At 39.3% G+C, this 12459-nt stretch carries 13 protein-coding genes and 1 pseudogene; 2 read left to right on the forward strand and 12 right to left on the reverse strand.

Features of this window, described 5'->3' with window-relative positions:
• Nucleotides 1-90 precede the first annotated feature (90 nt).
• From dctA to IRT38_RS16610, 3 genes and pseudogenes are all read right to left on the reverse strand, one after another.
• Nucleotides 91-1365: pseudogene (dctA, locus tag IRT38_RS16600) on the reverse strand (C4-dicarboxylate transporter DctA).
• A 118-nt stretch (nt 1366-1483) separates the two neighbouring features.
• Nucleotides 1484-2686 (reverse strand): TIGR03862 family flavoprotein, encoded by a 1203-nt coding sequence (locus IRT38_RS16605; RefSeq protein ID WP_125318244.1) that lies wholly within the window; start codon nt 2684-2686, stop codon nt 1484-1486.
• Nucleotides 2679-3323, reverse strand: coding sequence for an SAM-dependent methyltransferase (locus IRT38_RS16610; protein ID WP_005403605.1), 645 nt, complete (start codon nt 3321-3323; stop codon nt 2679-2681). Before IRT38_RS16610 ends, IRT38_RS16605 begins: the two co-directional genes overlap by 8 nt.
• 90 nt (nt 3324-3413) lie before the next feature.
• Here IRT38_RS16610 and IRT38_RS16615 point away from each other — a divergent pair, with 90 nt between their 5' ends.
• Nucleotides 3414-3605, forward strand: a complete 192-nt coding sequence (locus IRT38_RS16615) for a DNA gyrase inhibitor YacG (RefSeq protein ID WP_004916696.1) — start codon at nt 3414-3416, stop codon at nt 3603-3605.
• Here the strand turns inward: IRT38_RS16615 and IRT38_RS16620 are convergent.
• From IRT38_RS16620 to IRT38_RS16640, 5 genes are all read right to left on the reverse strand, one after another.
• On the reverse strand, nt 3602-4246 hold the full coding sequence (locus IRT38_RS16620; RefSeq protein WP_004916699.1) for an MBL fold metallo-hydrolase: 645 nt from the start codon (nt 4244-4246) through the stop codon (nt 3602-3604). The genes IRT38_RS16615 and IRT38_RS16620 overlap by 4 nt on opposite strands.
• Nucleotides 4247-4276: 30 nt before the next feature.
• The gene (gene hemH / locus IRT38_RS16625; RefSeq protein ID WP_004916701.1) at nt 4277-5293 is read right to left on the reverse strand and encodes a ferrochelatase; all 1017 of its coding nucleotides are present in this window, start codon (nt 5291-5293) and stop codon (nt 4277-4279) included.
• Between the two features lie 69 nt (nt 5294-5362).
• Nucleotides 5363-6391, reverse strand: a complete 1029-nt coding sequence (locus tag IRT38_RS16630; protein WP_004957594.1) for a DUF4062 domain-containing protein — start codon at nt 6389-6391, stop codon at nt 5363-5365.
• A 110-nt stretch (nt 6392-6501) separates the two neighbouring features.
• Nucleotides 6502-7374 (reverse strand): glutamate racemase, encoded by an 873-nt coding sequence (gene murI / locus IRT38_RS16635; protein ID WP_194598281.1) that lies wholly within the window; start codon nt 7372-7374, stop codon nt 6502-6504.
• A gap of 44 nt (nt 7375-7418) precedes the next feature.
• Complete coding sequence (locus IRT38_RS16640; protein WP_004916713.1) at nt 7419-8030, reverse strand: DUF1285 domain-containing protein; 612 nt, start codon at nt 8028-8030, stop codon at nt 7419-7421.
• A gap of 187 nt (nt 8031-8217) precedes the next feature.
• Between IRT38_RS16640 and IRT38_RS16645 the strand changes: the two genes are divergently transcribed.
• The gene (locus IRT38_RS16645) at nt 8218-9930 is read left to right on the forward strand and encodes an electron transfer flavoprotein-ubiquinone oxidoreductase (RefSeq protein ID WP_039047660.1); all 1713 of its coding nucleotides are present in this window, start codon (nt 8218-8220) and stop codon (nt 9928-9930) included.
• Nucleotides 9931-10008: 78 nt separating this feature from the next.
• Here the strand turns inward: IRT38_RS16645 and IRT38_RS16650 are convergent, their stop codons facing one another.
• From IRT38_RS16650 to IRT38_RS16665, 4 genes are read right to left on the reverse strand one after another with little or no spacing between them, the layout of a single operon-like run.
• A complete protein-coding gene (locus IRT38_RS16650) occupies nt 10009-10200 on the reverse strand; it encodes a zf-HC2 domain-containing protein (RefSeq protein ID WP_004916718.1) in 192 nt (63 codons plus the stop codon).
• Nucleotides 10194-10811 carry an RNA polymerase factor sigma-70 gene (locus IRT38_RS16655; RefSeq protein WP_004958699.1) on the reverse strand — a complete coding sequence of 206 codons (618 nt, stop codon included), beginning with the start codon at nt 10809-10811 and terminating at the stop codon, nt 10194-10196. Before IRT38_RS16655 ends, IRT38_RS16650 begins: the two co-directional genes overlap by 7 nt.
• A 16-nt stretch (nt 10812-10827) precedes the next feature.
• Nucleotides 10828-11559 carry a DUF2063 domain-containing protein gene (locus IRT38_RS16660; RefSeq protein WP_194598282.1) on the reverse strand — a complete coding sequence of 244 codons (732 nt, stop codon included), beginning with the start codon at nt 11557-11559 and terminating at the stop codon, nt 10828-10830.
• A complete protein-coding gene (locus IRT38_RS16665) occupies nt 11556-12422 on the reverse strand; it encodes a DUF692 domain-containing protein (protein WP_194598283.1) in 867 nt (288 codons plus the stop codon). Before IRT38_RS16665 ends, IRT38_RS16660 begins: the two co-directional genes overlap by 4 nt.
• Nucleotides 12423-12459: the final 37 nt, after the last annotated feature.

A 12459-nucleotide genomic window follows, 5' to 3' on the forward strand; every position in this document is an offset into this window, starting at 1 on the left:
CCATTAAAAATATAGGCTAGATATAAGCTCCATGCAAATTAGAAATGCTATTTTTAAGAAACTATTTATTGTCTCAGATAGTGATTTAATCTAGGAATTCAACTCAATCTTTTGATCCAATACAGCTTGGGCACGTGCATGATCAATATCCTGTTCCCAATGAGCAATCACAACCGTTGCCACACAGTTTCAGATCAAATTCGTACAAGCACGCACAATCCCAATAAACCAATCAACGGACAATAACAACACCAAGCCAATCGTTGGAAGACCAGGTATGACAGACAAAGTTGCAGCTAATATCACTAGTGCAGAACCTGGGATACCGTGTGCACCTTTTGAAGTCACCAAAGAAACCAATAAAATTGCAAGTAAATCATGCATCGATAAATCAATATTGCAAGCTTGGGCAATAAATATAACGCCAAGAGTTAGATAGATAGAGAATCCATCTAGATTAAAAGAATAACCTGTCGGGATCACTAAACCCACGGTGGAATCCTTAATTCCTAGATTTTTTAACTTTTTCATTATCTGAGATAGCACCGAATCAGAGGATGCTGTTCCCAATACAATGGATAGTTTTGCTTTAAAATAATTTAGAAATTTAAATATATTTAAACCTGTAAATTTCAGGATTCCACCTAAAATAACAAGTACAAACAAAATACAAGTCACATAAAACAATAAGACTAAATAGCCAAGCTGAGCCAATGAATCTAATCCGAATTTAGCAGTGGTATAAACGACTGAACCGAATACCCCAACTGGTGCTAAACGAATGATTAAAGCCATCATCTTAAAAAACACTTCAGAAAAAGCTTAGATTGCTTTACATACCAACTCTGCCAAATGCTTTGGAATCATGAGTTAAGCGACACCAAACAAAATAGCGATCAATAAGACTTGTAAAATATCACCACGAGCAAAAACATCTACAAATGTTTTAGGAATAATATGTAATAAGAAATCTGATCCCGAACTCATCGTGTGCGCACGTTCGGTATAAACATTTAAATCCTTTCCATCTAACTGGGTGATATCAATATTCATACCAACGCCAGGTTTGAAGACATATGCAATCACAATTCCCAAAACCAAAGCAATGCTGGCCACAATCTCAAAATATAAAATCGTTTTTGCGCCAACCTTCCCCATTTTTTTAAGATCATTTGCTCCATACAATCCAAGCACAACTACACAGAAAACAATAGGCGCAATAAGCATCTTGATCAGTGCAATAAAGCCATCACCTAGTGGTTTTAAAGCTAAAGAAAAATCGTGAAAACTGATTCCAATGATAATACCGAGAATTAACGCAAAAATGACTTGAAGAAATAGACTAGATTTGAATCTCTGCAACATTGAATATTCATATATCAAAAAGACAAATCTCAACTTTGCAAGAAACTCGCCAATAGATAAAAATCGCGTTATTTAAAACATGAAAAATACATTAAATTTATAAAAACTTTTTAAAACATTATCTTATAGTGTCAGATATTAAGTATTGATGTACCCCTGTTCCTGCCGCTCGCCCAGTTGCAAAACAAGCAGTGAGTAAATATCCCCCTGTTGGTGCATCCCAATCCAGCATTTCACCACAACAAAACACAAAAGGATTTGATTGCAATTGTAATTGAGAAGACAAAGCGATCTGTTTAACACCACCCGCACAGCTAATGGCTTCTTCGATTGGACGAAAGCCATCGAGTGAAATATTAAGGTTCTTGATCTGCTGAGCCATCTGTTTTACATCTGACCATATGCTTTTATTCGTGACTTCACGCAACAGATTAATTTTGACGTGATCTAAGCCTGCTTTTCGCCAAATATTGGTTAGGGATTGCTTTTTATTGCTGTGTAATTTTTTTTCTAATTGTTCGGCACTGACATCTGGCAATAAGTCCAGATGCAATATGAAAGGTTGCTTTTGATGATTCAAAGCTCTTAAATCACGCCCTAATTTATAAATCACACCACTTTCAAAACCATAGTGAGTAATCACAATATCACCATGCGTTTTATTTTCTGCATTCACCCATGCATCAACGCGTTTAAGTGGTTGTCCAAAACAGTCTTGCATAAATGGTGACCATGCTTTCAATACACCTGCATTACTGGCTTGAAAGGGTTCAATCTGATCTTCAGACAACCATTGCTGCCAAGCACCATCACTGCCTAATTGTGACCATGAAACAGCTCCACAGGCCAACACAATCGCATCATAATGATCAGTGTAACATCCTGTTTGGTTTTCAATCGTTAACTGATTCTTGGTCACATCGACACAACGATGACGATAATAAAACTTCACCCCATCATCTACCAATCGTTTTAGCCAAGCACGGAGTAAAGGAGCTGCTTTCATCTCGGTCGGGAAAATTCGCCCTGAACTCCCCACATAGAACTCTATGCCCAAACCTTTCATCCAGTCTTGAATCCACTGCGCGTCCCAATGTCTCACCCATGGACTTAACCACACTGAGTGATCATAGCGTTGAATAAAAGTATCGATTGGCTCAGCATGAGAAATATTCAAACCTGTTTTCCCAGCCATAAGGAACTTACGCGCTGCTGAAGGCTTCTGCTCAAAAACGTCAATTTGATAATCATATTGGCTCAATACTTCAGCAGCCATCAAACCTGCTGGGCCAGCACCGATAATCGCAATACGTTTAGACATCAGATTGCTCTTGAGCATTTTGACCTTGCAAAGGTGCAAAATCATCAAAACGAGTCGAATAATTTTCAGGCTTGGTGATGATCAACTGTTGGCAAAGTTCACCACGTTCCAAGTACTTGACTTCAAAATGTGTACGTGCAGAGTCTGTTGCTATTTTTTGCTTTTCATAAGGCAACTTCCACAATTGAATCAGTTGCTGTTCAGCTTCTTCAATATACTCTTCAATATTACTTGCTAAAGTAATGGTGCCATTCGGCTGAAGACGTGAAAGTAAAAACTCAAAGAACGGCATATTTAACCAACGCTGTGCTGGATTATGGGGTTCTGGGTTTGGATAAAGAATAAAAAATTGTTCTACTTGTGCAGGATGCAAAGCATGTACGACCCAAGGCAAAGCATCAGCATGTATCGGGTATAAATATTCACGTGGTTCAAGCTGATGCTGTTTTTGCATCGCTAAAAATTTTTCTTTAGTTCGTTCGATAGCATACAACGTCGTTTGCGGATTTTGCCCTGTGAACAGTAAAGCATGCTTACCTTTACCCGCACCGATTTCAACACAAATCGGCGTATTCGGAATCACCTGAAAATCACGTGGTGCTTGCATGCGGTGCGCTTGAAATTGACGAATCGACATATTCACATCAAACTATCTAGAAATCGGCATAAGTCTAACAATTCACTTTGCTTTTGCCTAATCTATTTGTTTTTGATGTAGGAATTTTCTATGCCACGTACATTCCCCTGCCCACGTTGTGGACAAGACAGCACTTGGGAAGGTAATGAATTTCGCCCATTTTGCTCAGAGCGTTGTAAGCTGATTGATTTAGGGGCTTGGGCAAACGATGAATATAAACTGCCTACCCAAGACGCACCTCAGGCAGGCGATAAACGTCATGAAGATGAATACGAGGATTAGCCAGCTTTACTTGCAACGAATGGGTTGAATTGTTTCTCGTAACCAATTGTGCTGATTGGACCATGCCCCGAAATAAACTGAGTTTCATCGGGTAAGCTAAAGCATTCTCTTTTAATCGAATCGAGTAACTGCTGATGATTTCCTTTTGGAAAATCTGTGCGTCCTATCGAGCCTTTAAACAACACATCACCCGTCCAAAGCAAACCATGCTTTTGATTGTAAAACATCACATGACCAGGCGTATGTCCTGGTGCAAAACGCACCTCGAATTCGTCTTCACCCAGTTTTAAGGTTTCACCACCTTCTAACCACTGATCGACTTTAACAGGTTGGGGAATTGGGAAACCATAACGTGCTGAGACTTCTTGAATCATATCTAACCAGAATTGGTCTTCTTTATGTGGACCAATCACAGGAATTTTCCAAGCTTCAGCCAATTCTCCTACAGCACCAGCATGATCAAGATGTCCGTGAGTTAACCATAATGCTTTAACGGTTAAACCCAAAGCCTCAACTTCTTTTTTTAGTACTGCTGCATCGCCACCTGCATCAATCAAAACCGCCTCTTTGCTTTCACTGTCCCATAAAATTGAGCAATTTTGAGCAAATGCGGTAACAGGAACAATTTTGACTTGCAGCATAAAAAACCTCTGGCGTGAAAGAAGATCGTCTTAACGATGAGCTAAGGTATGAGTAAGAGCATCAAGATTAGCCTGAACCAGACTTGCAAGCAAATCTATATGTGCTTGGTCAGTATTTAATGCAGGAATATAAGCATATTCTCCACCACCAGCGTGTTGGAAAGTTTCTTTATTTTCAACTGCCAATTCTTCTAATGTTTCCAGACAATCTGCTGAAAAAGCAGGACTCAGCACTTGTACAGATCGAACCCCTGCTTGTCCCCATTGTTCCAATAAAACATCGGTATAAGGTTTAACCCACTCTTGTTTACCAAAACGAGATTGGAAACTGATTGCCCATTCATCTTCATTTAAATGCAATGCTTCAGCAACCAGTTTTGCGGTCATACGACAACGATCTGCATAAGGATCACCTTTGTCTGCATAAGGCTGAGGAATACCATGAAATGACATCAATAATTTTTCAGGTTTTCCGTGCTGCTCTTGATAAGCAAGCACACTATCCACCAAAGCTTGAATGAATAATGGATGCTGATAATAATCTTTGATCATGGTTATTCCAGGCAAATGGCGCTGATTTGGAATCCATCGTGCAAAAGCATCATATAAAGGTGCAGTCGATGTCGCAGAATATTGCGGAAATAATGGTAATAAAATCACATGCTCTTGAGGCACTTTCTCAAGTTGCTCAAATACTGCATAAATGCTTGGTTGGCCATAAGTCATGGCAGGCACAACCGTTAAGTCAAATTGATGATTTTCATCCAGCAAACGCTGCTTAATCAATTGTGTTTGTTTGAGAACAATTTCACGCATTGGTGAGTCAGTTGACCAAACTGAGGCATACGCTTGAGCAACCCGTTTTGGGCGAAATGGAAGAACAAAAGCATGTAGAATCACCCACCAAATAAATTTTGGTATTTCAATTACACGCGTGTCAGATAAAAATTGCTTCAAAAAACGACGTACTGCTGGTGCAGTCGCTTCGTCGGGCGTACCTAAATTTGCTAAAATCACAGTGACTTTTGGTTTTGGTGTCGCTGACATAAATCGTTTCCGCTATAGCTGAATTTCTTCAATTACTTTAGCAGCTTTATGATTCTTTTTTAAATTGGTTTAATGCATTGTTTTAAATTGAAAAACCCGATTGCTATCTAGGACATTACTTTCCAATAACTTTTGAGCTTTATGCGTCAACTGCCATAACATACGTTGGCGATCATCACGTCCCGTAGGTACAATCCATTCATTCTGACGCATTTGCATTTTTATCTCATGCAAAGCACGTATATTGATCTGTGCTCTTGAAACAGCGTGTGCTCTTGGCATCTCTTTACGCGCATCTTCCAAACCTGTTTCATTTAAATATTCATTCATACGTTTTGAAAAATATTCTTCAGGAGTTGGACTAACAAAAGATGAACCAAGTACATTGAGCAATTGTGCCCATGTTAATTTACGGAACGTTTTGATGTCTTTAAAATTACCATCTTGATAGGCATGCATACGATATTCAAAAGAATAAAGTTCATGCATTGAAACCTTAGGTAACATTGAAATTGGATCTGCTTCGCGACTACCCATCTCAGTTTCGAGTTGTTTTAGTTTGGCGCGTAAACTATCGATCTCATCTTGTAAAACTTGAGTGTTCTGAGGACGCACCCAACCTACCACAGGATAACGCTCTAACATTTGTGGCATGCTCGAACGAACAGCTAGTTCCAAATCTCTTAAGGTACGATATGTAAATATTTGATCAACATCATGCTGTAGCTGTTTTCTAAACTCTTTAAACTTTTCTTTTAATTCAGGTTTATTATCTTGCAGTTGTAAGTCACGCGAGTCGGGATCTTCATGCATAAATACAATCACAGGTTTTTGCTTAGTCATCGCATAGATATACTCTAAATGCATATAACCTACGCCAGAAACAGATTGTTCACCATACTGGCTGCCAAGCAAAATCACTACGTAATCGCAGTCATCAATTTGACGTCGGGCGATCGATGTGCTCAATGGCGTGCGTTGTTCTAAGCCCCAAGAGAAAAAGCCCATTCCCACCAAAGTTTGAGTCAGTACTGCTCGCTCTGGTTGCATTTCATTGCCAGACGTAGAAATAAAGACTTGATAACGAGTATCTTGCATAGCCTGTGCCCCACTTCACTTATCCATAAGTTTAAGCTAAACCGCCCAAAAACCTATTAACAGATAACCCCAAATAAAATTTTAAATATGGTATGAGTCGAGCTTAATATCTAAACTTCATCCAAATTATTGATTGTCCACGTCAATTGTGACGACATAAGATGCTGAACTACGGGTTGTAACTCGACTGCATTCTGTCCACTAACGAAACATTCAATACGTGTAATATTATGACTTATTTTGTCACATAATAACCTATTTTTTATTAAAATATACGCTGTTTGTCGCGCAACTGCTTGTCCTGAATCGATTAATTTTAACTTTTCATTAAAAATCTGACGAATAGCATCTTTCAAAAATGGATAGTGAGTGCAGCCTAGTACAAGAAAATCTGCCCTCTGATCTACCACTGGTTGCAAAATATTATGAAGCTCAACTAAACATGCTTCACTCATCTGCTCTCCTGCCTCTACAAAAGGCACAAGTTTGAGGCTCGTAACAGTTAAAACTTTCACACCTGCAGGCTCTGCAAACTTAAGCATAACTTCTTTAATTAACTTACCACGAAACGTTGCAGGTGTTGCTAGCACAGCGACGACTTTTGATTGTGTCTGAAGTACAGCAGGTTTCAACGCTGGCACTAAGCCGACAATCGGAAAATGCTCACCATAATGTTCACGCAGATAATCCAAACTAAATGCTGATGCTGTATTACAGGCAACGACAGCGATTTTGCAACCTTGCCTATAAAGCCATTCAATTGCTTTTGCCGTTAGCTCACGAATTTCTTGATCAGAACGCGCCCCATAAGGTACATGAGCGGTGTCAGCATAATAAAGAATGCGCTCATTGGGTAAATGAGAGGCAATTTCTTGAGCAATCGACAACCCTCCAATCCCAGAATCAAATACACCTATCGGAGCATCTGAGGATGCATGAGGCATAGGATTTAATAACTCTGCGATAGGTTGAACAGCTGTCATACACGAAAACGTAGTGGTGAAATATCTCTGTTAAAGATTAAACCTCAGGTGCTCAAATGCAAGACTAAATCACCACTTTTTAATGTTAAAACAGCTTCACCTTGTGAATTTTCAGACAAAGTGCCGTAATTCACGAGATGATAAAAACTTTGACGCTGAATCAAGGCATTGATTCCAAATCGAACATGAACATAAGGTCTTAACTCACCTGCATATTCACGCATAAAAATCGGATGCTGTTCATCCACAATGACGACATCTTGATTACTGGTCGTAAGTTGTAGATATTTTTTTCCATCTAGTTCTATTTGATCAGCTTGATTGATGAGTAAAGGCTCATCTTCAACTTCAATTTCAATCTGTTCAACTGGTGTTTTTAAGTAGAATTTTCCATCTTCTTTCCAAAGCACTTTACTAAACAGATCCAAGAGTGCCTGACGCTTAACCAATTGACCTTCGTGCCACCACTCTCCATTGGCTTTTACTTTCAAATCCATTTTGCCACAATGCTTTGGATGCCATTGGTCTAAAGGTGGAATTGACCTTTTGTGACTTTGCTGTACATCTTTTAAGTATTGTGCAATGTTCATTAAGTTTTTATCATCAGACAACACGATTTTTCCTGTATTCTGTGGAGAATCATTTTCATTTATCATAGTTTATGCCTTGCTGACGGGAAAATATGACCACTCAGCCAATTGGCGAGATCAAGGTTTAAAACTATACTATCCCAAACGTTTGCAAGCGCAATAGTTAGTTTTGTGCTTGGCAATTCAGAACACTCATGGCAGCACCGAATAGCAATGATTACGGTTGCCACCCTTAAAATATGAGGAGTCCTACATGGAACACATCGAACGTGAAGCGATGGAGTTTGACGTAGTGATCGTAGGCGCTGGACCTGCGGGTTTATCTGCTGCGATTAAAATTCGTCAATTAGCGATTGAAAACAACCTACCTGACCTTTCAGTCTGTGTGGTTGAAAAAGGCTCTGAAGTTGGTGCGCATATCCTTTCTGGTGCTGTACTTGAACCACGTGCCATGAATGAATTGTTCCCGAACTGGAAAGAAGAAGGCGCTCCGCTGAATGTTCCTGTAACGGATGACGAAACTTATTTCTTATTATCTGATACTAAAGCACAAAAGATGCCGTATTGGATGGTTCCTAAATCAATGCACAACGAAGGGAACTATGTCATTTCTCTTGGTAACGTTGTTCGTTGGTTAGGTCAAAAAGCTGAAGAATTAGAAGTTTCTATTTTCCCTGGTTTTGCTGCATCTGAAGTACTTTATCATGAAGATGGTACTGTAAAAGGCATCCAAACAGGTGATATGGGTATTGGCAAAAATGGTGAGCCAACACACAACTTTACTCCTGGTTATGAACTTCATGCGAAATATACATTATTCGCTGAAGGTTGCCGTGGTCACCTCGGTAAGCGTTTAATTGCTAAATACAACTTAGATAAAGATGCTGATCCACAACATTACGGTATTGGTATCAAAGAACTTTGGGAAATCGATCCTGCAAAACACAAGCCTGGTCTTGTAATGCATGGTGCGGGTTGGCCTTTGTCTGAGACAGGTTCTGCAGGTGGTTGGTGGTTATATCACGCTGAAAACAACCAAGTAACTTTGGGTATGATCGTAGACTTATCTTACGAAAACCCTCACATGTATCCATTCATGGAAATGCAACGTTGGAAAACACACCCAACGATTAAGCAATTCCTAGAGGGTGGTAAGCGTATTTCTTACGGCGCGCGTGCGGTAGTGAAAGGCGGTTTCAACTCTTTACCTAAACTAACATTCCCAGGCGGTTGCTTGATCGGTGATGATGCTGGTTTCTTGAACTTCTCAAAAATCAAAGGCTCACACACTGCAATGAAGTCAGGCATGTTATGTGGCGAGGCTGTATTTGAAGCCATCGCTGCTGGTGTAGCAAAAGGTGGTGATCTTGCCATTGCTCGTGTACTTGAAGGCGATGATCATTTTGCTAAAGAGTTAACTGCTTATACAGATAAATATAACAACTCTTGGTTAAAAGAAGAGTTATATCAAGCGCGTAACTTTGGTCCAGCGATGCATAAGTTTGGTACATGGATTGGTGGTGCGTTCAACTTTATTGACCAAAATGTCTTTAAAGTACCATTTACATTACATGACTTAAAACAAGACTTTGCTGTACTTAAAACTGTAGATGCGTCAACATTCAAACCTAACTATCCGAAAGCTGATGGCAAGTTAGTATTTGATCGTTTATCTTCTGTCTTTATTTCAAATACTGTACACGAAGAGAATCAACCAGCTCACTTGAAGCTGACTGATCCATCTATTCCAGTCAACGTAAACTTACCAAAATGGGATGAGCCTGCTCAACGTTATTGCCCTGCTGGTGTTTATGAAGTGATGGAAAATGATGACGGTTCTAAACGCTTCCAAATCAACGCTGCGAACTGTGTACACTGTAAGACTTGTGATATTAAAGACCCATCACAGAACATTACATGGGTAACGCCAGAAGGTGGCGGTGGTCCAAACTACCCGAATATGTAATTTTTAATTTGTGCTGAAACTCAGTTTTTAGTACGAATTAAGCTAAGAAAGCCTCATGAAATATGAGGCTTTCTTATTTTAATCTTTCTGTTTTTCATCAAATTTTTTATATTGTTTTGATAACAAACTTAAGCTCTTCATCTGCTTGCCAAAACGTCGACACGAACTACACATCACCACATGAAACTGTAAGGCACTCATTTCTTTGAAGTTCAGTGTCCGATCTTGTTTTTCTGAAAGCAATTGGGTCGCTTCTCGGCACGTCAACATGAACAATCCTCCTGAAGTAACCATTTGTTTTCTAAGCATTCACGTAGTCTGGTTCGACTGCGATACATTAAAACGTTCAAGTTTGAGACACTTAGCTCTAATTTCTCACAGATTTCATCTGAACTAAGTTCTATCATTTCCCGCAACATAAACACTTGTGCATACTTTGCTGGTAAATGATTCAAACAGGTATCGAAAATCATCCAAAAATCTTGCTGCTCCATCATTTCCTCAGGATTCAACCATGCTTTTGGTCTTTCTGATTTTTGCCAATGCCCTGAAGCATCAAACAACTCATCCACGCTTCGCTCATTTTCTTCCGTATCAAACAATTCAGACATACTGACTAAACGTTGCTTCTGACGAATCAGATCAACAATTTTATTTTTTAAAATAGCAAATACCCATGTTTTAAATGCTGATCGACCAGAAAAAGAACCTGAATGTTGTAAAGCACTGACTAAAGCTTCTTGCACAACATCCTCAGCTTGATGAAATGAAGAAAGTTGCAATACTGCAAATTTCATCATTTGTTGTCGTAGTTCCATCAGAAAATCATCGTTATACAGTTGCTGCGATGCATTAGCATTCGATGTTGTCATTTCAGGCATCGCGTTTCTCACTATGCTAGTCAGGTTTGTATAACAATTCTAAGCGGATCAAATCTTCTGCAAGTTCATCCAGTTGAGTATTCACTTCACTGAACGATAGATCAGGAATTATTTGCTGGATAAACTCAGCGAGTGCTATTCGCGGCAATGGTTGTTGTGCTAATTGCTCTATTAGATAAGCGGTTAATGGAGTCAATAATTCAACACAAACCCGATCATGTTTGTTTCGCCAAACCATGATGGCACTTGGAGCGGGATCTTTGTTAATTTGATTGATTGACCACTGGTAAACAGGATATTGATACACCAACACCCAAACTTGTGTAGTCAGCTGCCAATTTAATTCGGCATTCAAAGTAACATCTTCAATTTCAAGTGTATCCAAGTACAGTTCAAGCCATTCGTATTGCAATAGCTCAGCAAGCCACGGATATTCAAATAAAATAGGATGCTGCTTTTCTGTGAGAAACTCTCTGAATTGCAATGAGATATCGTTATAAAGCGGAGACTGATTCTGAGATTCTCGAAAAAAATCCGTCAGTAACTGTTGCCATTGCTGCTCAGGCAATAAAGATCGAGCCACCGGATAAACTAAATTGATAAATGAGCAAACATTGTTGAACAACAGTTCTCGATAAACTTGCATACGATCCAAAGCAAAAGGCACTGCTTTTACTGAATTTGGATCACGCAGCCAGTTACAAAAATCATGTTGGGTCTGCTGAAAAGTATGCTCATTCATACTCATACATTCACCCCATCGACCAAATTCTGGCTCATTGGGATTAGTGTATGTTGATTTGAATATTGATGCTGTAACTGCTGAATCTTATTCAATTCACTCTGAAGTTGCTGCCATGTTGGGATATTAAAATCGCGCTCTAATAACGTTGGTTTCACACCACAAACCTGATAAGTGTATTCCAACAATGCCCACACGGGATCACATACTTCAGCACCATGAGTATCAATGAGTAAATCTGTACTCACCTGTTCATGCCCTGCTATATGTAAATAACGAATACGTTGTTTCGGCATAGCTTCAATGAAAGCATAAGCATCTGCTTGGTGATTGATACTATTTACATAAACGTTATTCACGTCCAACAATAATTCGCAATCTGCTTGTGTGATGACTTCACGGACAAAGTCTGCCTCAGACATTTCAGCATTCGGCATAAGATAAGTAGAAACATTTTCTAATACTAATCTTCGCCTTAAAATATCTTGAACTTGAGAAATTCGTTCCACTACATACTTCACAGCAGCTTCAGTCATTGGGATAGGCAAGAGATCGTATAGATAGCCACCATCATTGGTATAACTCAGATGTTCCGAATAAATCTCGACTTGATAAGAATCTAAGAATTTTTTGATTTGATGAATAAAATCAATATTTAAGGGATGAGGACCACCAATCGACAAAGAGAGTCCGTGACAAATTAATGGAGATTTTTCTACACACTGAGCTAGAAGTTTCGCATGTCGACCACCAAAGCCCATCCAATTTTCTGGAGCAACTTCAATAAAGTCAGGATGGTGAGTCGCACCTAAAAATGCCTCGATAAAATCTCGTCTTAGACCAAGACCCACACTTGTGATTGCATCCATAAAGAATCCTTTTGGTGAATGACAGCCATCTTTTTAG

Source organism: Acinetobacter sp. SK-43 (genome assembly GCF_015351505.1).
In the GTDB taxonomy this organism is placed as follows: domain Bacteria; phylum Pseudomonadota; class Gammaproteobacteria; order Pseudomonadales; family Moraxellaceae; genus Acinetobacter; species Acinetobacter junii.

Excerpts from the sequence above, each read along its gene's own strand:
- IRT38_RS16605 (WP_125318244.1), bottom strand. The coding sequence starts at position 2,686 with ATGTCTAAACGTATTGCGATTATCGGTGCTGGCCCAGCAGGTTTGATG.
- IRT38_RS16610 (WP_005403605.1), bottom strand. The coding sequence starts at position 3,323 with ATGTCGATTCGTCAATTTCAAGCGCACCGCATGCAAGCACCACGTGAT.
- IRT38_RS16615 (WP_004916696.1), top strand. The coding sequence starts at position 3,414 with ATGCCACGTACATTCCCCTGCCCACGTTGTGGACAAGACAGCACTTGG.
- IRT38_RS16620 (WP_004916699.1), bottom strand. The coding sequence starts at position 4,246 with ATGCTGCAAGTCAAAATTGTTCCTGTTACCGCATTTGCTCAAAATTGC.
- hemH (WP_004916701.1), bottom strand. The coding sequence starts at position 5,293 with ATGTCAGCGACACCAAAACCAAAAGTCACTGTGATTTTAGCAAATTTA.
- IRT38_RS16630 (WP_004957594.1), bottom strand. The coding sequence starts at position 6,391 with ATGCAAGATACTCGTTATCAAGTCTTTATTTCTACGTCTGGCAATGAA.
- murI (WP_194598281.1), bottom strand. The coding sequence starts at position 7,374 with ATGACAGCTGTTCAACCTATCGCAGAGTTATTAAATCCTATGCCTCAT.
- IRT38_RS16640 (WP_004916713.1), bottom strand. The coding sequence starts at position 8,030 with ATGATAAATGAAAATGATTCTCCACAGAATACAGGAAAAATCGTGTTG.
- IRT38_RS16645 (WP_039047660.1), top strand. The coding sequence starts at position 8,218 with ATGGAACACATCGAACGTGAAGCGATGGAGTTTGACGTAGTGATCGTA.
- IRT38_RS16650 (WP_004916718.1), bottom strand. The coding sequence starts at position 10,200 with ATGTTGACGTGCCGAGAAGCGACCCAATTGCTTTCAGAAAAACAAGAT.
- IRT38_RS16655 (WP_004958699.1), bottom strand. The coding sequence starts at position 10,811 with ATGCCTGAAATGACAACATCGAATGCTAATGCATCGCAGCAACTGTAT.
- IRT38_RS16660 (WP_194598282.1), bottom strand. The coding sequence starts at position 11,559 with ATGAGTATGAATGAGCATACTTTTCAGCAGACCCAACATGATTTTTGT.
- IRT38_RS16665 (WP_194598283.1), bottom strand. The coding sequence starts at position 12,422 with ATGGATGCAATCACAAGTGTGGGTCTTGGTCTAAGACGAGATTTTATC.